Raw genomic sequence first — 16974 nt, 5'->3', positions numbered from 1 at the left:
CGATGCGTCCACGCGCCGTGCTGGCGCTCGCCCTCGGCCTGGTGCTCCTCGTGGCCGGCTGCGGCGAGCCCGGCAAGACGCCGTCACCGGCCGGCGCCCCGCCGTCCGCCGGCCCCACGCCGACGCCGGCCCCAACGGCACCACGGCCCAGCCCGAGCCACACCACCCCGCCGAAGCCGAAGCTGCGCCCACTGCCGAAGACCCTGCCCGCCGGGCTGCACCGGTCCAGCGGTGACCGGGGCGTCGCCCTCACCTTCGACGACGGGCCGGACCCCCGGTACACGCCCCAGATCCTCGACCAGCTCCGCGCCGCCCACGTCACGGCGACCTTCTGCCTGGTCGGCAAGCAGGCCAAGCGCTACCCGCAACTGGTGGCGCGGATCGCCCGCGAGGGCCACCAGCTCTGCAACCACAGCTGGCGGCACGACATCAACCTCGGCCGGCGACCGCTCGCCGAGATCCGGGCCGACCTGGTCCGCACCAACGAGGCCATCCGGGCGGCCGCCCCGCGCGCGCCGATCACCTGGTTCCGCCAGCCCGGCGGCCGGTGGACGGCCGAGGAGCTGACGGTGGCCCGCCAGCTCGGGCTGCGCCCGCTGCACTGGAGCGTCGACCCGCGGGACTGGGACCACCCGCCGGCAAAGACGATCATTCAGCGGGTGACCGCCGCCACCCACCACGGCTCGATCGTGCTCATGCACGATGCGGGCGGTGACCGGGCCCAGACGATGGCCGCCTGCCGGCGCCTGATTCCCGACCTCAAGCGGCGGTACGGGATCTCCCGGCTCCGGTGAAACCGCCTCTGACCTGCGGTTTCACCGGGCCGCCCGCCGGTAGCCATACCGGTTTGGCCGACCGAGGAGGCATGGCATATGCTTCTGATGCCTCCGGCGGGGCCGGATGGGAGCAAGTCCGCTTGAAGTTGCGAGTGTGCAATGATGGCGGGGCCGCCCTCATCGTCTAGCGGCCCAGGACGCCGCCCTTTCAAGGCGGTAGCACGGGTTCGAATCCCGTTGGGGGCACGGTCCGGCTCAGGCCGGATGCAACACCAGCCAGGTCCTGTGGAGCAGTTGGAGTGCTCGCCGCCCTGTCAAGGCGGAGGTCGCGGGTTCAAGTCCCGTCAGGACCGCAAGCGCTGACGCCGCGCCCTTCACGCGCGGCGTTCTGCGTATCGGCCCGTGCGGTAGCATGAGCCGAGCACCACGGCCAGGTAGCTCAGTTGGTACGAGCGTCCGACTGAAAATCGGAAGGTCGGCGGTTCGACCCCGCCCCTGGCCACATAGCCTTTCGCCGGGCTACAGGAGCGCCGACCAGCGGAAACGCCGGTCGGCGTTCTGCTTTACGCCCCGGGAGCCCGGCTGTCCGGTCTACCCCTCGTTGACCCCGGAATCCCGCTGCTGGCCGATTCTTATCGCACGCAGATCGCACGGCCCACCCGGTGATCCGGTCGGCCGAGAGAACGTCGCCGACCCCTGCCTAGCAAAGATCAAGACTGCTGTCGGCCGGCGTCGGCCTCTGCCGCTGACCTGCTCGGCCTGTCGACTGTCGTCGCTTGCAGCTCCTGTCCGTCAACGGCTCGGCGGTACGGATGGCTGTACTTGCCGCCCGTTGGTTTGACGTGCACGGCGCTGAGGCATTCCGATGTATTACCGCGCCGCAGGGAAGGGATGGGAACCCTCATGCCGAGGATCACCGTTCGTCGCGCCTTGGACACTGGTGGCCTTCTGCGCCGCGTTGCGATCGAGATTGACGGGCAGGTAGTGGCACGCCTGAAGCGTGGAGCCATCCAGAGCGTCGACGTAGCGCCAGGCCGGCATGTGGTGCGGGCTCATCTGGACTGGCAGAGCAGCCCGCCGGTTGAGGTGCACCTCGCCGGCACGGAGACGATCGCTCTGGAAGCGGCCCTAGCGGAACGGTCGATGACGTTCACGGCGACGTTCCTACGGCCTGGGAGCGGGCTCGATCTACAGGTGGTATGACCGGCGCATTACGAGTCCGTATCCGAACGTGGGACGAATGGGAGTTTCTTGATGCGGCGTCGGCAAGCGTGGGGTGCGCTGATCGCCCTCGCCTTCCTTTCGTTCATTGTTGGACTCCAGTTCGCTCGGCCGGGGATCGGGCCTGTGGTTCACGACGCCGGGACCGTCCTGATAATCGTGGGGCTCTTGGTAGTGACCGCCGCCCTGATTGCCCGCGCCAGTCGAGGGCGAAGTCGAAAGTAGGGGCCTTGGCGTAGGGTCCCGGCCTGACGACTCGGATGGAGACTGGTGGGCAGACTGATCGAACCGCTGGCCTGGTTGGCGGCAATCTTCGCCTTCTTCCGCCTGAACCAATGGATAGTCGACCGCAAGGGCTTGGACCATCGGCCGTACTTCGTGCCCAGCTTGTGGGGTCCGCTCGGCACCCTGATCATCGTGCTAGCGAAGCCACGGGGCTGGAAACGCCTCTAGAACCCCGCCAGCGTGGCCGGCCGGCCCGGCCGATGCCGGCCGGGAGACCTCACCTCTCACGACCTGAGGCACACGGGGCAGACCCTCGCCGCACAGACCGGCACGACCCTGGGCGACCTGATGAAGCGGTTGGGCCACTCGTCCATGGCGGCAGCTCGTCGCTACCTGCACGCCGTCGACGGGCGTGACCGGGAGATCGCCAAAGCCCTGTCCGAGCTGGCCGCGCACGGAGATGTCGCACGGCTGCCTCGGCATGCGATGCGGAGCGGGTTGTTGGTTAGCGCCGGACCAAGAATGACCATCCGAGCGCACTCATGACGAGGAGCAGTGCCGCTGCGAAGAGGGCACGTCCGACCGCGAGGGGCACGGGGATGAGAAACGGTGCCTGCTGGATGAGCAGGCCCGCACCGAGCAGGGCGAGAAAGCCACCGCGGCGGACGGGCTGGGATCGCTGGCTCGCCGTCAAGCGCCCACCCCGTACCCAGGCCGCCGGAAACCGTCGCGTCACCGCGACACGCAAGCCGAGTATGACCACGACAAGGCCGAGAACCACGGTGACGAGGCTCAGGGCGATCGACACCAGGTCCCGGTCGCCCGCGCTCATGCGGCCATCATGCAAGTGACGTCAAGGTGATCAAGAAGTTTGCGTCTGCGCGGCCCGGCTTCTTGACGCAAACTTCTTGGTCAACGACGGCCGGCGTCAGGGTCCGGGTTCGGGGTTGGGCCGGGGTTGGTCCCGATGGTCCGGCGCTCCCGTGGTGCCGAGACTGGCCGCATGACACGAGATCGGCTCGACGTTTTCGCGCCCTGGCGGATCGCCTACGGGTTGGGGAGTTGGCGGCGGCTCGCCTGGTCGGTGGTTGCCGTGCCTCGCGCGGTAGGTGCGCTGGGTGGCGCGCTGCTCCGCCCGGGGCGGCTGCGGGCGCTGGGCGGCGCACTGCTGGCGTTGCCGGTCGCGGTCGCCTCCACCGCGCTCACCGCCGTACTCGCCTACCTGGTGCTGATCAACGTGGTGGGGTATCCGTTCCGCCCCGTGCTCGGGCTCGCTGAGCGGACGGGCACCGCCTGGTACGCGGACGCCTGGGGCGGACCGACCCTGGCCGGCGCGTGGGCGACCCACACCGCCCTGATCCTGCTGCTGGTCGTGCCGCCCGTGGTCTGGGCCGTCCGCGGGCTGACCGCACTCCAGCTGCGGCTGACCGGCCAGCGGTCGGCCCCGGCCGCACCGGCCGTCGCGTCCCGTTCCACGGCGGACGTCCGACGGATCCGCGTCGAGCCGGTGGACGTCCGCCCCGCCGCTGCCGCCGAGATGCTGAACGTCCGACCGGTCGATGCCCCCGAGGTCCTGAACGTCCGACCGGTCGATGCCCCCGAGGTGCTTTACGTCCGACCGGGCGATGTCGCCCAACCGGTTGCTCCTCCGCCCGCCGTCCCCGCCGGGCCGGTGGACGTTCCGCCCGCATCGCCGCTGCCCGCGCCCGGCGCGACCGTCCGGCGCGACGCCGGGGCGACGCACGGCCGGCGCCGGCCTCGGGCCGGGGCGGTACTCGCGGCTGCGGGGCTGCTGGTGGCCTGCTCGCTCATCGCGCACGCCAACGGGATCGGGGACAACCTGCTCTGGACACCGCGCGATCTGACCAGCGGCGTCGCACTCGCTGTGACGCTCGCGCCGGTCGCGGGGTTGCTGCTGCTGCGGCGTACGGCCTGGTGGCGGTCGCCGGCCCCGCTCCGCTGATCCTCGGCGGGACTACCGCTTCGGGCGGTGCTGGCCCATGCCGCTCTGGATCGCCTCCCAGACGCTGCGGCCGGCCTGCAACAGGGTCTCGCCGGCCTGGCCGGCGAGCTGGGCCGGCCCGGGCGGGCCACCCGATCCCTTGTCGGTCTCCGGCTTCCCGCCGGCGCCCGGCTTCCCCTGCTCGCCAGCCTTTCCTTGCTCGCCGGCCTTTCCTTGCTCAGCAGTTTTGCCCGGCTCGGCCTTCCCCTCCTCGCCAGCCTTTCCTCGTTCGCCGGCCTCTTCTTGCTCGCCAGCCTTGCCCGGCTCGGCCTTCCCCGGCTCGCCAGCCTTGCCCTGCTCGGCGGGCTTCCCCTGCTCGGCGGGCTTCCCCTGCTCGGCCGGCTTCCCCTGCTCGGCCGGCTTCCCCTGGTCCGCAGGCTTCCCGGGCTCTTCTTCTCCAGAGGCAGGCGGCTTCCCGGTTCCGGTGGGCGCCGGGCCGGCCGACGGCCCGCGCGCACCCGCGCCGGGCTGCCCGCCCGCAGCAGGCTGACCGCCCACGCCAGGCTGACCGCCCACGCCAGGCTGCCAGCCCTCGCGGGACGGGCCGCCCTCCCGGGTCGCGCAGGGAGGCTCGCCGCCGCCCCCACCGCTCGACGGCTGCTGTCCACGACCGGACGGACCGCTCGACGGCGGCGTACCACCGGCACCCGTCGGCGGCTCCGGCGCACGTGCTCCGGTCGGTGTCGACAGGGGCGGCGGCGCGCCGACGCCCTCCCGGAGTGCCCGGTCGGCCACCGCGCCGACCGTCCCGATCCGCTGCCCGCTCTCGTCCCGGACCGGCGCGCTGGCGAGCTGCTGGGCCACGCGGTTGACGTCGTCGACGCCCAGGGCCGAGCGGGCCAGCGCCTCGATCAGGTGCGGGTTCCGGTCGATGGTGGTCAGCGCCCGGTCCAGGATCTGCACCAGCTTGTCCAGGCGTACCTTGAGCAGCGCCTCGGCGCTCACCCCGGTGACGTCCAGATCCACGTTCTCCAGGTGCACCCGCACACCGGCGTCGAGCTGGAGCAGGTTGGCCAGCCGGGCGCGCAGCGACAGGTCGGCGTCGAGCCCCTCGACCGAGAGCCGGATCTGGTCGACCGTCACCTCGGGGATGTCGAGCAGGACGTCCGGCTCCGACTGCCCGTCGCCCTGACGGGCGGGCCGCCCGCTCGTCGCGTCCGGCTCCCGCCCGGTCGCTCCGCTCTCGCTCATGCTGTCCCGCTCCCCGCTGGCCCGCCGGCCGGGCCGAATCAGCCGCGGTTACCCGCTTTCCGGCCCGGCATCCCTGATGGGCCGGGAGGTCCCGCACCGTCGCGGCGGCGGGCGGCCGGAGAGCGGTCTCCGCTGTCGGAAAGCGGGCCAACATGAAAGCTGCACAGCGGGGCATGAGCCGGTATGGTCCGGGCCTATGGGACAGGGGATGGCCGATCCGGATGAGGTCCGGCAGGAATTCGACCGCTTCTCCCTCCGCAGCACCCTCTTCGCCCCCGCCTCGGCCGAACGCGCGTACGCCGTGTTCACCGGGTCGCTGACCGACTGGTGGGTTCGCGAATACACCTGGTCGGGGCCGGAGGCGCTTGCCGAACTGGGCATCGAGCCCCGGGCCGGCGGCATGCTCTACGAGATCGGCCCGTACGGGTTCCGTGGCGACTGGGGCCGGGTGCTGACCTGGGATCCGCCCCGGCGGCTGGTCTTCACCTGGCAGCTCGGGCCGGACCGGGTGCCGGTGCCGGACCCGGCGCGGGCCAGCGAGGTCGAGGTCCTCTTCGAGCCCGAGGGCCCGGAGCTGACCCGGGTCGACGTCGAGCACCGCTACTTCGACCGGCACGGCGACGCCGCCGAGGGCTACCGCAAGGCGCTCACGGCCGGCTGGCACGAACTCCTCTGCCGCTACCTGGCCACGGTCGCCCGCACCCCGGACTGACCAGGGGCGGCCGCAAGAGCCGGCCACGGCCGAGGGTTCAGCCGCCGATGCTGCGCGCCCTCGTCCCGGCGCCGGTCACGCCGGTACCGCCGAGGTCGGCCCGGCGACCCGCGGCCGCGCCCGGATCGAAGCCGCTGCCCGCGAGCCGGCGGCGCGGGGCGGTACGCAGCCGCGGGTACACCTCGGCGAGCCGCCGCTGGACCCGGTCGGTGCGGTCGGCGAGCACCAGCGCCACCGACGGCGCCCCGGACTCGGCCGCCGCGCCCGCCTCGGCCGTCCGCAGCCGTTCGGCGACCACGTGCGCGAAGCCGGCCAGCCAGGTGCGCCGGAAGGCGGCCGGATGCTCCCCGGCCGGTACGGCGGTGCCGGCGAGCCCGTGCGCGGCCTGGACGAGCAGCGAGGTGAAGAGCAGCTCCACCCGTTCCAGGTCACTGGCGAAGCCGAACAGGTGCAGGTCGAAGCCGCTGCCCTGCCGGCGGCGCACGCAGCGGCAACGCAGCGGGTCGGCGACGGCCGCGAGCAGGCCGGCCTTTTCCCGGGCGTACGGGGCGACCACCTCGACCACCCGGTCACCGACCGGGTCGGTGGCCGGCTCCCGCGCGGCGAGCAGCGCCCGGTCGACGCCGTAGCGCGCGATCAGCTCGGTGGCCTTTTCCATGAAGGCGGCCGACTCGGCGGGCGTGCAGGCCGAGTCCTCGGCCTGGGCGAGCAGCTTGCGGACCTTGCTCAGCATCGCCTCGGACATGCACCAGAGCTATCACAGGTCGGTCGGCTCGACGCGGCTGCGCAGCGTCGCGACCGTCGAACCGGCGAGGGTGAGCAGGCAGTCGGGCAGCAGCCCGTCGGCCGCCGCGGCCCCGAACAGCGCCTCGCCGGTGTCGGCGTCGTCGTTGGCGTACGCGCTCACGAAGCGGGCCACCCACCGGGTGTCGTAGTCGGCCTGGTCGATGCCGGGGAAGTCGAGCGCTGCCCCACCTCCGGGCGCGTCGTCGCCGAGCATGGTGGCGGCCAGGCACCAGGCCACCCCGTACGCGCCGGCCAGCCCCGAGCGGTCCACCACGGCGTCGAAGGTGCCCACCACGCCGGCGCCGTCCCCGGCCAGCGCCGAGCGGAGCACGGCGGTCGCATCGTCCAGCGTCTGCTGTGCTTCGTCGGTCACCTGCCGAACAGTAGTTCCGGAGGTCAAGCGGTGACCCCGGAACAGCCCGGCAATCACACAGAGTGATACCGGCAGTCGGGGTGCCGACGGACGGACCTCCACGGTCCCGCGCTCCGCGTCGGCACGCTAGTGTGCGCAGCGGACCCTCGCCGGAGGAAGGACGACAATGCTCAGATCTCGCGCGTCGCGTGCGGCCCTGTCCACGGCCTGCGCGGCGCTCCTGCTCGCCACCAGCGCCTGCGGGAGCGAAAAGCCCGAGGAGGCGGCCACCACCCAGGTCCGCCTCTACGGCACCGACGGCAACATGCTCAACTCGTACGCCGACGAGCTGAAGGACCGCGCGGACCTTCTCAACGGCATGAAGGGCACCACGCCGCTCACGCCGCTGCCCGAGAGCTTCAAGGATCAACTACGCACCGTAGACCCGAAGCTCAAGGACTACCTGTACGCGGCGGAGACCTACGACGCGATCGTGATAAGCGCGCTGGCCGCCCAGCTCGCGGGCACGACCGAGCCGGGCGAGATCGCCAAGCAGATCGTCGGGGTGACCACCGGTGGCCAGCGCTGCGAGGAGGTGACCGCCTGCCTCCAGCTCGCCCGCGCGGGCGAGGACATCGAGTACCGCGGGGTGTCGCTGAACCGGGCCGGTTTCACCGACGTCGGCGAGCCGGCCACCGCCAGCTACGCCACCCTGCACTTCGACAACCGGCAGATCGATGACGGCAAGACCGAGTTCGTCGGCGCCGGCGACGAGTCGGGCGCGAGCACCAAGGCGCCGCCGCGGGGCAAGAAGTCGCGTCCGGCCAAGTCCTACAAGGACGACGGCTCCCCGCTGGTGCTCGGCGGGCTGCTGCCGAAGACCGGTGACCTGGCCCTGGCGTACCCGCCGATGGCGGCCGGCGCGGCGCTGGCGATCCGCGAGATCAACGCGGCGGGCGGCGCGCTCGGCGAGCCGGTGGTCTGGATCGAGGGTGACGACGGCACCGACCCGAAGGTGGCGAAGGCGACGGTGGCCGCGCACGTCCAGCAGGGCGCGCACGTCATCATCGGCGCCGGCGCCTCGGGCATCTCCCGGGCCGTGCTGCCCGACGTGGTGGCCGCCGGCCGGATCCTCTTCTCCCCGTCGAACACCGACGCCGGGCTGAGCACGGTGGATGACAAGGGCCTCTACTTCCGCACCGCGCCGCCGGACAGCCTCCAGGGCCGGGCGTTGGCCGACGTGATAATGCGCGACGGACCGCACAAGATCGCGATCGTCGCCCGGAAGGACTCCTACGGCGAGGGCCTCCAGGAGAACGTCCGCTCCGAGCTGGAGCGGGCCGGCATGGGCGCCGACAAGGTCAAGCTGCTCTCCTACATGCCCCCGGAGGGCACGTCGCCGCCGCCGGTGGACTTCTCCGCCGGGGCCAGGGAGATCAAGGACTACGGGGCGGACGCCGTGCTGGTGATCGGCTTCGGTGAGTCGGCGCGGGTGATCACCGCGCTGGCCGACGCCGGGGTGCAGATCCGGAACTGAGACGACGACGAGGGCCGCACCGGGAACCGGTGCGGCCCTCGTCGTGTCCGCCGGTCAGCGGGAGCGGCGCCGCTCCAGGAACTCGGTCATCCGCCGGTGCTTCTCCTCGTCCTCGAAGAGGACCGCCTGGCTGAGCAGGTCGAGCTGCGGGTGCGCGGCGGCCGGCGCGTCCACCGCCAGCTTGGTCAGCCGCAGCGCCAGCGCCGAGCCCTTGGCCATCTCGTCGAGCAGCCCGTGCGCGGTGGGCAGCAGCTCCGCCGACTCGGCCACCACCCGGTTGACCAGCCCGATCCGCAGCGCCTCGTCGGCGTCCACCCGCCGGCCCGTGAAGAGCAGTTCCTTGGCCCGGGCCTCGCCGATCAGCGCCGGCAGCCGGTAGGTCGCACCGGCGCCGGCCAGGATGCCCAGCCGCACCTCGGGCTGGCCGAACACCGCACGCGCCGTGCACACCCGCAGATCACAGGCGTACGCCAGCTCGGCGCCGCCGCCCAGCGCCGGGCCGTCCACGGCGGCCACGGTGGGCATCGGCAGCGCCCGGATCCGGGCGAAGGCCGCCTGGTTGATGGCGGCCAACGCGTCCAGCCGGCCGCGTTCCCGGAGCTGGGCGATGTCCGCGCCACCGGCGAAGATGCCGTCCGTCCCGCCGGTGAGCAGCAGCAGCCGGGGCCGTGCCTCCAGCTCCGCGCAGACCGCGTGCAGCTCGCCGATCAGGTCCGCGTCGATCGCGTTGCGCTTCTCCGGCCGGTCCAGGGTGACCACCAGCCGGTCCGGCAGCTCCTCGATCCGCAGCCCGCTCACTGTGCCCGCCCTTCGTTCGCGACTGCGGAGCTCGCAAGCTCACTCCTCGCGCTCACTGCTTGACCCCGCCTTCCCAGGTGTAGAAGCCCTGGCCCGACTTCTTGCCCAGCCGGCCGGCGGCCACCATCTCCTCCAGCAGCGGCGGCGGCGCGAACCGGTCCCCGTACGCGGCCTGGAGGGTGCGGGCGATGTCGAGCCGGACGTCCAGCCCGACCAGGTCGGTCAGCTCCAGCGGGCCGACCGGGTGCCGGTAGCCGAGCACCATGGCCTTGTCGATGTCGGCGGGGCTGGCCACCCCGTCGGCGACCATCCGGATCGCCTCCAGGCCGAGCGTCACGCCGAGCCGCGACGTGGCGAAGCCGGGCAGGTCACGTACCACGACGGGGTCCTTGCCCAGGCGGCCGGCGAGCGCGACGGCCGCCTCGGTGGTCTCCGGCGCGGTGGCCGGTCCGACCACGACCTCGAGCAGGGCCATGACCCAGACCGGGTTGAAGAAGTGCAGCCCGAGGAAGCCGGCCGGCCGCTCCAGCCCCTCGGCCAGCTCGGCGATGGGGATGCTGGAGGTGTTGCTGCCCAGCAGGACGGGCCGGCGGCCCTCCGCGTCGCGGAGCACGGCCCGCTTCAGGTCGAGCCGCTCGGGGACCGCCTCCACGATCACGTCGGGGCCCTCGGCCACCTCGGCGAGCCCGGCCCGCAGAATGACCCGCTCGCGGTTCTCCGTCGCCGCCTCGGCGGTCAGCTTGCCGCGCTGCACGCCACGGTCCCACAGCTCACCGAGCCGCCGCACCGCGTCCGCGCCGCGCGCCGCGTCCACCTCGACCAGCTCGACCGCGTAGCCGGCGCCGGCCGCCACGTACGCGATGCCGAGGCCCATGGTCCCGGCCCCGACGACCACAAAACGACCACTCATCGATGTCCCTCCGCCGCGGCCGGTGACGGGCGGGGTCTCCGCCGCGCCGGACCGTCCGCTGGTTCCTGGATGCGACCCTATGCAGGGCCGGGCCCGGGGGCATGCGTGGGGGCGCGCCGGATCGGGTACAGACGGCCGTCAACGCCGAGGGAAGGATCGAGATGAGCCAGGCACCGGAGAGCGCGGAGAGCACCGAGACCGTGGAGACCCGCGGCGACGAGCGGGTGGACCTGCTCCGCGCGGACACCAACAACGACGGGAAGACCGACGTCTGGGTGGTGGACACCGACGGCGACGGGAAGGCCGACCTGTTCCAGTTCGACACCGACGGCGACGGCAAGGTGGACATCACCATGGTCGACATCGACGAGGACGGCACCCCGGACGAGGTGGTCGACGGCGACGGCGGCCTGCCCCCGGAGCAGACCACCCCCACCGTGCAGGTCTGACGGGCGCGCCGGCGGGCGCCTCCGGTGCCCGCCGGCCTCAGGCCAGTCGCAGCGTGGCCAGGTAGTACGGGTGGTCCCGGTCGTCCACGTCGGCCAGTCGCCACGGCGAGCCGTGGACCAGCTCGGCGAACTCCTCGACCGAGCACACCAGATAGTCGAACCACTCGGTGCCGAGCAGCCGGTAGCGCAGCCGCAGCCGGAGCTGCCCGCCGAGCCGACCCCGCCGCCGGTTCAACTCGTGGTAGCCGGTGTGCACCGGGTCGGTGGTGCCGTACGGGTCGGTGCCGTGGGCGATGATCTGCGCGCCGGGGCGGGCCAGCGCGGCGAGCGCGGCCAGCAGCGCGGGGGCCCGCTCCCGTCCCTCGAACAGCCCCAGGTTGTTGCCGAGCAGCAGGAACGTGTCGTACCGCCGGCCGTCGGCGACGTGCTCGTCCACGGAGCCGAGCACCAGGTCGCGTACGCCCCGGTGCCGGCTGACCCGCAGCGCCCCGGCCGAGGTGTCCAGCCCGGTGACCGGCACGCCGCGCTCCTGCAGGTGCAACGCGATCCGGCCGGCCCCGACGCCGATGTCGAGCACCCGCCCGTGCACCCGGTTCACGGCCCGGTGGTCGTACGGCTGCCAGTGCTCCGGCGGGTCCAGATAGTGCTCGGCGGGGGCCCCGTTGACCAGCCCGTCGTCGCGTTCGATGATCTCGATGACCGGCCGGGGCAGCCGCCCGCCGACCAGGGGCCGGGGCCCGATCCCGGTGCGGACCGCGTACGCGTCGCGGATCATCTCCCCGAACACGTCGCCGATCGTCGGTTCCCCGTTCACTGCGCTGTCTCTGTTCGCGGCTGCGGGGCTCGCAGACCCGGCTCACTCCTCGCGCTCACGGCGATGACGCTATCCGGGCTCCACCTGGCTGTCGCGGCCGTATCCTGAGCGGCGTGACAGACCTGGATCGCCTGGCGGCGGAGAAGTACGTGCTGCTCACCACGTTCCGCAAGGACGGGCGGGCGGTGCCGACTCCGGTGTGGGCGGTACGCGACGGCGAGGCGCTGGCGGTCTGGACGGTGTCGGACTCCGGCAAGGTGAAGCGGATCCGGCGCGACGGCCGGGTCACGGTGGCGCCGTGCGACGTGCGCGGCCGGCCGCACGGCGAGGCGGTGCCGGGGCACGCCACGATCAGCGGCCCGGAGTCGACGCGGCGGATCCGGGGCCTGCTCAAGCAGAAGTACCGGTTGATCGGCCGGCTGAGCCTGCTGGGCAGCCGGCTGCGCCGGGGCGAGGCCGGCACCGTGGGCCTGCGCATCGTGCTCGACTGAGCGGCCCCGGAAACGATTGAGGGCGGCGGATCGTCGCTGTCGCGACGTCCCACCGCCCCTGCTCGGAACGCCTGAGAAACGTCCGGGTCTCAGTCCCCCTGACGCTGCTGGGGAATCTGCCCCTGCAGCAGGGCCCGAACCTCCGACTCGCGGTAGCGGCGGTGGCCGCCCAGGGTCCGGATGGCGCTGAGCTTGCCAGCCTTGGCCCACCGGGTCACCGTCTTCGGGTCGACACGGAACATCGACGCCACCTCGGCCGGTGTGAGTAGCGGCTCTGGTTCGTGCGTTCGCGATGCCATCGGGGTCACTCCTCCACATGTATAGACATCGGCCGGGGTCCCGCCGGCCGACGCGTCTCCCATGGTCCGGCTAGTCCCCGATGTCCGACATGGGCCGAACGGATGAAGGTCCCTAGACGGACGGATGAACCATGCCCGATTTTTACGACTTTTACGCCGCAGAAAGTACCTTAATGGGACTCATGATCACGGGTCGTGATGCGTCAACTACGAGACACTCTCGCATCGAGATGCCTCAACCCGGGCAAACCCGGCCCTAGTTGCAGCGCTCCAGCAGCTGCACGGCGCGCCACCGGGCGACCAGCTTGTCGTACGCCGCCGAGGCGTCCTCCGCCTCGCCCCGGGAGAGCCCGGCCAACCCGGCCGCGACCAGCTCGGTCGAGTCGTCGGCGGCGAGCGTGTCGTCGGGCAGCAGCTGCACCAGGCCGCCGTAGTCCAGCTCCACCACCGAACGCGGGTGGAACTCCTCCAGCCAGCGGGCGGCCTCCTCGACCGCCTCGGTGATCGGGGCCTCGCCGACCGACTTGCGCAGCACCGACAACGCCCGGGACGAGCGGCGGCGCGCCTTGGAGATCTCCGTCCGGTAGCGCAGCGCCCGCCGCTCCGGCTCGGTCACCAGGTGCCGCTCCTGCGGGTCGAAGAGCACGAACCAGCGCAGCGGCACACCCCACGTGGCGATCTGCTCGTGCACCCGGGGCACGCCGTGCTCCAGCACCCGCGCCCCGCTGCGCCAGTCCTCCACCACGACCTTCGCCTGGCCGGCCAGGACCGGCGGGACGAACGCGTCGGCCAGCACCGAGGGCACCCCGTCCCGGGCGCTCAGCGCCGCCTCGGCGACCCGGATCCGCAGGTTCCAGGGGCAGACCAGCAGCGTGTCGTCGGTCTCCAGGACGTACGCCTCGTCGGGCAGGTCGGGCAGCCGGGTCCAGCCCGCGCCCAGCGCCTCGATCACCGCGGTCCGCTGCCGGACCGGCCCCTCCAGCGGGGCGACCGCGCGGCCCTCGTCGACGTAGCGGCGCCAGAACGACTGGCGGTCGCGATCGAAGGCGGTCAGCGGCTCGTACACGCGCAGGTATGAAGCGAAGAGCGACGGCACGGCGCGATCCTCCCACGAGACGGGACTTCCCCGAAGCCGCCGCCACGAGGCCCCGTGACGTGCGCGACAGTACGGCTGCGGCCGATATTAGGCTCAGCAGCACCGGCACCATCCCGCCGGCGTACCAACAGGTCCGCGCCCCACAAGGACGCACACCGACACAGGAGCCAGCCATGGGCGTATTCGCCAGCACCGACGACCCGGGATCCACCGGTCACGAACAGGTCGTGTTCTGCCAGGACAAGCAGTCCGGGCTCAAGGCGATCATCGGGATCTACTCCACCGCGCTGGGCCCCGCGCTCGGCGGCACCCGGTTCTACCCGTACGCCGACGAGGAGGCCGCCCTCGCGGACGTGCTCGACCTCTCGCGCGGCATGGCGTACAAGAACGCCCTGGCCGGCCTCGACCTCGGCGGCGGCAAGGCGGTCATCTGGGGTGACCCGGAGCAGATCAAGAGCGAGGCGCTGCTGCGCGCCTACGGCCGCTTCGTGGAGTCCCTGGCCGGGCGCTACTACACCGCCTGCGACGTCGGCACCTACGTCGCCGACATGGACGTGATCGCCCGGGAGACGCGCTACGTCACCGGCCGCAGCGTGGAGCACGGCGGTGCCGGCGACTCCTCGGTCCTCACCGCCTGGGGCGTCTTCCAGGGCATGCGGGCCGCCGCCGAGCACGTCTGGGGCAGCCCGACGCTGGCCGGCCGGCGGGTCGGCGTGGCCGGCCTCGGCAAGGTCGGCAAGTACCTGACCGGCCACCTCCTGGAGGACGGCGCCGAGGTCGTGGCGACCGACGTCAACCCGAAGGCCCTGGAGTGGGTGCGCGCCACCCACCCGCAGGTCACCCTGGTCGACGACACCGCGGCCCTCGTCGCCTCCGACATCGACGTGTACGCCCCGTGCGCTCTGGGCGGCGCGCTGAACGACGACACCGTGCCGGTGCTGCGCGCGAAGGTGGTCGCGGGAGCGGCCAACAACCAGCTCGCCCACGCCGGCATCGAGAAGGTCCTCGCCGACCGCGGCATCCTCTACACGCCGGACTACGTGGTGAACGCCGGCGGCGTGATCCAGGTCGCCGACGAGATCGAGGGCTTCAACTTCGAGCGCGCCAAGCTGCGGGCCACCCGGATCTTCGACACCACCCGGGAGATCCTGCGCCTCGCCGACGACGAGGGCGTCCCGCCGGCGGTGGCCGCGGACCGGCTCGCCGAGCGCCGGATGGCCGAGGTCGGCCGGCTCCGCACGATCCACCTGCGCTGAGCGTCACCCGGGGGCGGGTCACACGGCTCCGCCCCCGGGCCGCGGCGTGGCCGGCAGCGGGGTTAAGCTGGCCATTGGGGTGCTTCGTGGCGATTTGACCGCTGTCACGGCCGGTCCCGCCGCCCGCTCCTTACCGGGTACACTTTGTGACGGCCGGATCACTGCGACGCGCAGGGCCGGTTGACGGTAACCCGAGGTGCCGAACGGTGGCATCCCCATGTACCGTAAGAGCCACGAGAGATGCCTGACGTCATCGGGGCCCGCCTTCGGGCTGCCCCGCATTCTGTGCGAGGGGGTCGAGCCATGGGGCGCGGCCGTGCTAAGGCCAAGCAGACGAAGGTGGCCCGGGAGTTGAAGTACCACTCCCCGAACACCGACCTCACCGCCTTGCAGCGCGAGTTGGCGGGTGCTGGTGGGAAGTCTGAGCAGCACTTCGACGACGACTACAAAGAGTATGTCGACGACGATGATGAGGATCACGCGGACGACGACCCGGACACCTGGGTCCGTCCGACCCGCTGACCTCCGGTCGCATCTGAGCACGCGGTGACTCCCCGCGTGCTCACGCATGTGCCCTTCCAAGCGTCGCACCGACGATCAGGGGCCACGCCGTCCCGGAGCCGATCCGGCCGACCGGCGGGCCCCTGATCGCGGGCGCGTGCCCTCAGCGGGGCCGGTTGTTCCAGTTGTAGAACGTCGGGATGTTCTCGAAGTGGTTCCAGGCGCACACCGCGCTGGCACCGTCGCCGCCCGACACCTCCGCCCGCAGCAGGCGCGCGGCCTCGGCCTCGTGGAGAAGTGCGGCCAGGCCGACGGCGGCTTCCCGCACCCGGTCCGCGACCGGATCGGGCTCGGCTCCTTCGACGCGCTCAGACTGCCGGTGACTCGTGGTCTCGGGCATGCTCCAACACTCCCTCCAGTAGGCGGATCTTGCTGTTGCGGCAGTGCTCGGTCTCCGTACCGTCGAAACGCCCCAGCTCGAAGTAGCGGTTGGCCGCGTGGCCGCCGCCGCAGAAGCCGAAGTAGGGGCAGGACGACCGGCACGCCTCCACGCCGGCGAGGAACTCGCCCACCCAGGGTGTGCGCCCGGCACCGGCCAGGATCTCCGCCAGCGGCGTGGTCAGCACGTTACCGCTGCTGAAGTCGCCGTAGCGCGGGTCGGTGAAGCCGGCCAGCTCCGGCGAGAGCACCACCACCGAGCCGTCCTGGGCGACCGTGGGGATCGGGTCGAGCCGGCGGGGCAGCACGTCGTCCGCCGTGCCGGCCAGAACGGCGCCCGCGTAGCGCAGCGACCACTCGACCTCGCGCAGGTGGATCCGCGGGTCCCGGCGCCAGGCGCCCACCAGTTCCGCCCAGAAGCCGGTCACCGCGGCCGCGTCCCGGGCGTTGGTGCGGGTGTTGACGCCCTCGGTCTCCTCGATGTTGATCCCCAGCACGTCGCAGCCGAGGTCGAGGAAGTAGTCGTAGAGCTCGGTGGCCAGCCCCGCCTCCGGGCGGGAGACCACGGCCAGCGCCGAGAACGGCAGCCCGTGCCGGCGCAGCGCCGCCACCCCGGCCAGGATCCGGTCGTACGCCGGCCGCCCGCCCCGGGTGACCCGCTCGCCGTTGCGGTCCCGGGGGCCGTCCACGCTCACGCTGACCCGGATCCCGTGCTCGGCGAAGAACGCGCACCAGGCGTCGTCGATCAGCGTGGCGTTGGTCTGGACGTGGTGCTCCACCTCCGGCCCGAACGGGGCCAGCAGGGCGGCCAGGTGCTCCTGGCCGGCCGCGAGCGGCTCACCGCCGTGCCAGACCACCGAGAAGCGACCGGCGGCCGCCCAGGGGTTCACCGCCGCCGCCACCGCCTCGGCGACCGCCACGGGCATCCGCTTGTCCACCGCCCGCAGCGGCAGGTAGCAGTAGACGCAGTCGAGGTTGCAGAGCGTGGTCGGCTGCATCACCACGTACGAGGGGACGGCGGCGAGGCCCCGCATTCCGGTGTGCGTGCGCGCAGCCATCAACCCTCCCCCGCCTAGCCTGAACTGCCCCTCAGGCTAGGCGGCGGTGGCCACTCGGGTGA

20 protein-coding genes and 3 tRNA genes are annotated in these 16974 nt (G+C 72.5%); 12 read left to right on the top strand and 11 right to left on the bottom strand.

Features of this window, described 5'->3' with window-relative positions; all coding sequences use genetic code 11:
* Window positions 1–2: 2 nt before the first annotated feature.
* The 5 genes from GCE86_RS26710 (at window position 3) to GCE86_RS26690 (ending at window position 2450) form a co-directional block, all read left to right on the top strand.
* Window positions 3–794 carry a polysaccharide deacetylase family protein gene (locus tag GCE86_RS26710; protein WP_154229453.1) on the top strand — a complete coding sequence of 264 codons (792 nt, stop codon included), beginning with the start codon at window positions 3–5 and terminating at the stop codon, window positions 792–794.
* Window positions 795–949: 155 nt separating this feature from the next.
* Window positions 950–1022 (top strand) — tRNA-Glu (locus GCE86_RS26705).
* 33 nt (window positions 1023–1055) lie between these two features.
* Window positions 1056–1129, top strand: a tRNA-Asp gene (locus tag GCE86_RS26700).
* A 75-nt stretch (window positions 1130–1204) separates the two neighbouring features.
* Window positions 1205–1278, top strand: a tRNA-Phe gene (locus GCE86_RS26695).
* Between the two features lie 989 nt (window positions 1279–2267).
* The gene (locus GCE86_RS26690; protein ID WP_154229452.1) at window positions 2268–2450 is read left to right on the top strand and encodes a hypothetical protein; all 183 of its coding nucleotides are present in this window, start codon (window positions 2268–2270) and stop codon (window positions 2448–2450) included.
* Window positions 2451–2727: 277 nt separating this feature from the next.
* On the opposite strand, the gene GCE86_RS26680 is transcribed toward GCE86_RS26690, so the two are convergent.
* Entirely contained in the window at window positions 2728–3054 is a 327-nt protein-coding gene (locus GCE86_RS26680; RefSeq protein WP_154229450.1) for a hypothetical protein, read from the bottom strand.
* A gap of 171 nt (window positions 3055–3225) precedes the next feature.
* Between GCE86_RS26680 and GCE86_RS26675 the strand changes: the two genes are divergently transcribed.
* The gene (locus GCE86_RS26675) at window positions 3226–4185 is read left to right on the top strand and encodes a hypothetical protein (protein WP_154229449.1); all 960 of its coding nucleotides are present in this window, start codon (window positions 3226–3228) and stop codon (window positions 4183–4185) included.
* A gap of 12 nt (window positions 4186–4197) precedes the next feature.
* Here the strand turns inward: GCE86_RS26675 and GCE86_RS32430 are convergent, their stop codons facing one another.
* The gene (locus GCE86_RS32430; protein WP_275587086.1) at window positions 4198–5415 is read right to left on the bottom strand and encodes a collagen-like domain-containing protein; all 1218 of its coding nucleotides are present in this window, start codon (window positions 5413–5415) and stop codon (window positions 4198–4200) included.
* A gap of 196 nt (window positions 5416–5611) precedes the next feature.
* On the opposite strand from GCE86_RS32430, the gene GCE86_RS26665 reads away from it, so the two are divergent.
* A complete protein-coding gene (locus tag GCE86_RS26665; protein WP_167537076.1) occupies window positions 5612–6127 on the top strand; it encodes an SRPBCC family protein in 516 nt (171 codons plus the stop codon).
* 37 nt (window positions 6128–6164) lie between these two features.
* Here GCE86_RS26665 and GCE86_RS26660 read toward each other — a convergent pair whose 3' ends face one another.
* Both GCE86_RS26660 and GCE86_RS26655 read right to left on the bottom strand, forming a co-directional pair.
* The gene (locus GCE86_RS26660) at window positions 6165–6872 is read right to left on the bottom strand and encodes a DUF2786 domain-containing protein (RefSeq protein WP_154229447.1); all 708 of its coding nucleotides are present in this window, start codon (window positions 6870–6872) and stop codon (window positions 6165–6167) included.
* A 12-nt stretch (window positions 6873–6884) separates the two neighbouring features.
* Entirely contained in the window at window positions 6885–7286 is a 402-nt protein-coding gene (locus tag GCE86_RS26655; protein WP_154229446.1) for a hypothetical protein, read from the bottom strand.
* Between the two features lie 166 nt (window positions 7287–7452).
* Here GCE86_RS26655 and GCE86_RS26650 point away from each other — a divergent pair, with 166 nt between their 5' ends.
* Window positions 7453–8802 carry an ABC transporter substrate-binding protein gene (locus GCE86_RS26650; RefSeq protein WP_154229445.1) on the top strand — a complete coding sequence of 450 codons (1350 nt, stop codon included), beginning with the start codon at window positions 7453–7455 and terminating at the stop codon, window positions 8800–8802.
* Between the two features lie 54 nt (window positions 8803–8856).
* On the opposite strand, the gene GCE86_RS26645 is transcribed toward GCE86_RS26650, so the two are convergent.
* Complete coding sequence (locus tag GCE86_RS26645) at window positions 8857–9600, bottom strand: enoyl-CoA hydratase/isomerase family protein (protein WP_154229444.1); 744 nt, start codon at window positions 9598–9600, stop codon at window positions 8857–8859.
* A gap of 52 nt (window positions 9601–9652) precedes the next feature.
* Window positions 9653–10510, bottom strand: a complete 858-nt coding sequence (locus GCE86_RS26640) for a 3-hydroxyacyl-CoA dehydrogenase family protein (protein WP_154229443.1) — start codon at window positions 10508–10510, stop codon at window positions 9653–9655.
* 161 nt (window positions 10511–10671) lie between these two features.
* On the opposite strand from GCE86_RS26640, the gene GCE86_RS26635 reads away from it, so the two are divergent.
* Window positions 10672–10959: a hypothetical protein gene (locus tag GCE86_RS26635; protein ID WP_013283434.1), complete on the top strand. Its 288-nt coding sequence runs from the start codon at window positions 10672–10674 to the stop codon at window positions 10957–10959.
* 37 nt (window positions 10960–10996) lie between these two features.
* On the opposite strand, the gene GCE86_RS26630 is transcribed toward GCE86_RS26635, so the two are convergent.
* Window positions 10997–11773, bottom strand: coding sequence for a class I SAM-dependent methyltransferase (locus tag GCE86_RS26630; RefSeq protein WP_154229442.1), 777 nt, complete (start codon window positions 11771–11773; stop codon window positions 10997–10999).
* 113 nt (window positions 11774–11886) lie between these two features.
* Here GCE86_RS26630 and GCE86_RS26625 point away from each other — a divergent pair, with 113 nt between their 5' ends.
* Window positions 11887–12264 (top strand): PPOX class F420-dependent oxidoreductase, encoded by a 378-nt coding sequence (locus tag GCE86_RS26625; protein ID WP_091264305.1) that lies wholly within the window; start codon window positions 11887–11889, stop codon window positions 12262–12264.
* 89 nt (window positions 12265–12353) lie between these two features.
* On the opposite strand, the gene GCE86_RS26620 is transcribed toward GCE86_RS26625, so the two are convergent.
* Both GCE86_RS26620 and GCE86_RS26615 read right to left on the bottom strand, forming a co-directional pair.
* A complete protein-coding gene (locus GCE86_RS26620; RefSeq protein ID WP_007073996.1) occupies window positions 12354–12563 on the bottom strand; it encodes a BldC family transcriptional regulator in 210 nt (69 codons plus the stop codon).
* 256 nt (window positions 12564–12819) lie between these two features.
* Window positions 12820–13659: a DUF8083 family protein gene (locus tag GCE86_RS26615; protein WP_154229441.1), complete on the bottom strand. Its 840-nt coding sequence runs from the start codon at window positions 13657–13659 to the stop codon at window positions 12820–12822.
* Between the two features lie 173 nt (window positions 13660–13832).
* Here GCE86_RS26615 and GCE86_RS26610 point away from each other — a divergent pair, with 173 nt between their 5' ends.
* Together GCE86_RS26610 and GCE86_RS26605 are read left to right on the top strand one after the other, a co-directional pair.
* A complete protein-coding gene (locus GCE86_RS26610; protein WP_154229440.1) occupies window positions 13833–14915 on the top strand; it encodes a Glu/Leu/Phe/Val family dehydrogenase in 1083 nt (360 codons plus the stop codon).
* A 303-nt stretch (window positions 14916–15218) separates the two neighbouring features.
* Window positions 15219–15437, top strand: coding sequence for a DUF3073 domain-containing protein (locus tag GCE86_RS26605; protein ID WP_091315761.1), 219 nt, complete (start codon window positions 15219–15221; stop codon window positions 15435–15437).
* Window positions 15438–15579: 142 nt separating this feature from the next.
* On the opposite strand, the gene amcA is transcribed toward GCE86_RS26605, so the two are convergent.
* Window positions 15580–15816, bottom strand: coding sequence for a multiple cyclophane-containing RiPP AmcA (amcA, locus tag GCE86_RS26600; protein ID WP_154229439.1), 237 nt, complete (start codon window positions 15814–15816; stop codon window positions 15580–15582).
* On the bottom strand, window positions 15785–16888 hold the full coding sequence (gene amcB / locus GCE86_RS26595) for a cyclophane-forming radical SAM peptide maturase AmcB (RefSeq protein ID WP_204341744.1): 1104 nt from the start codon (window positions 16886–16888) through the stop codon (window positions 15785–15787). The genes amcA and amcB overlap by 32 nt, the downstream gene beginning before the upstream one ends.
* Between the last annotated feature and the right edge of the window lie 86 nt (window positions 16889–16974).

Source organism: Micromonospora terminaliae, from assembly GCF_009671205.1.
In the GTDB taxonomy this organism is placed as follows: domain Bacteria; phylum Actinomycetota; class Actinomycetes; order Mycobacteriales; family Micromonosporaceae; genus Micromonospora; species Micromonospora terminaliae.
This window is presented reverse-complemented; position numbering and strand designations above follow the sequence as displayed.

What these genes read in the sequence shown, in the direction of transcription:
- GCE86_RS26710 (WP_154229453.1), top strand. Translation starts at nt 3, where the DNA reads ATGCGTCCACGCGCCGTGCTGGCGCTCGCCCTCGGCCTGGTGCTCCTC.
- GCE86_RS26680 (WP_154229450.1), bottom strand. Translation starts at nt 3,054, where the DNA reads ATGAGCGCGGGCGACCGGGACCTGGTGTCGATCGCCCTGAGCCTCGTC.
- GCE86_RS26675 (WP_154229449.1), top strand. Translation starts at nt 3,226, where the DNA reads ATGACACGAGATCGGCTCGACGTTTTCGCGCCCTGGCGGATCGCCTAC.
- GCE86_RS32430 (WP_275587086.1), bottom strand. Translation starts at nt 5,415, where the DNA reads ATGAGCGAGAGCGGAGCGACCGGGCGGGAGCCGGACGCGACGAGCGGG.
- GCE86_RS26665 (WP_167537076.1), top strand. Translation starts at nt 5,612, where the DNA reads ATGGGACAGGGGATGGCCGATCCGGATGAGGTCCGGCAGGAATTCGAC.
- GCE86_RS26660 (WP_154229447.1), bottom strand. Translation starts at nt 6,872, where the DNA reads ATGTCCGAGGCGATGCTGAGCAAGGTCCGCAAGCTGCTCGCCCAGGCC.
- GCE86_RS26650 (WP_154229445.1), top strand. Translation starts at nt 7,453, where the DNA reads ATGCTCAGATCTCGCGCGTCGCGTGCGGCCCTGTCCACGGCCTGCGCG.
- GCE86_RS26640 (WP_154229443.1), bottom strand. Translation starts at nt 10,510, where the DNA reads ATGAGTGGTCGTTTTGTGGTCGTCGGGGCCGGGACCATGGGCCTCGGC.
- GCE86_RS26635 (WP_013283434.1), top strand. Translation starts at nt 10,672, where the DNA reads ATGAGCCAGGCACCGGAGAGCGCGGAGAGCACCGAGACCGTGGAGACC.
- GCE86_RS26620 (WP_007073996.1), bottom strand. Translation starts at nt 12,563, where the DNA reads ATGGCATCGCGAACGCACGAACCAGAGCCGCTACTCACACCGGCCGAG.
- GCE86_RS26610 (WP_154229440.1), top strand. Translation starts at nt 13,833, where the DNA reads ATGGGCGTATTCGCCAGCACCGACGACCCGGGATCCACCGGTCACGAA.
- GCE86_RS26605 (WP_091315761.1), top strand. Translation starts at nt 15,219, where the DNA reads ATGGGGCGCGGCCGTGCTAAGGCCAAGCAGACGAAGGTGGCCCGGGAG.
- amcA (WP_154229439.1), bottom strand. Translation starts at nt 15,816, where the DNA reads ATGCCCGAGACCACGAGTCACCGGCAGTCTGAGCGCGTCGAAGGAGCC.
- amcB (WP_204341744.1), bottom strand. Translation starts at nt 16,888, where the DNA reads ATGCGGGGCCTCGCCGCCGTCCCCTCGTACGTGGTGATGCAGCCGACC.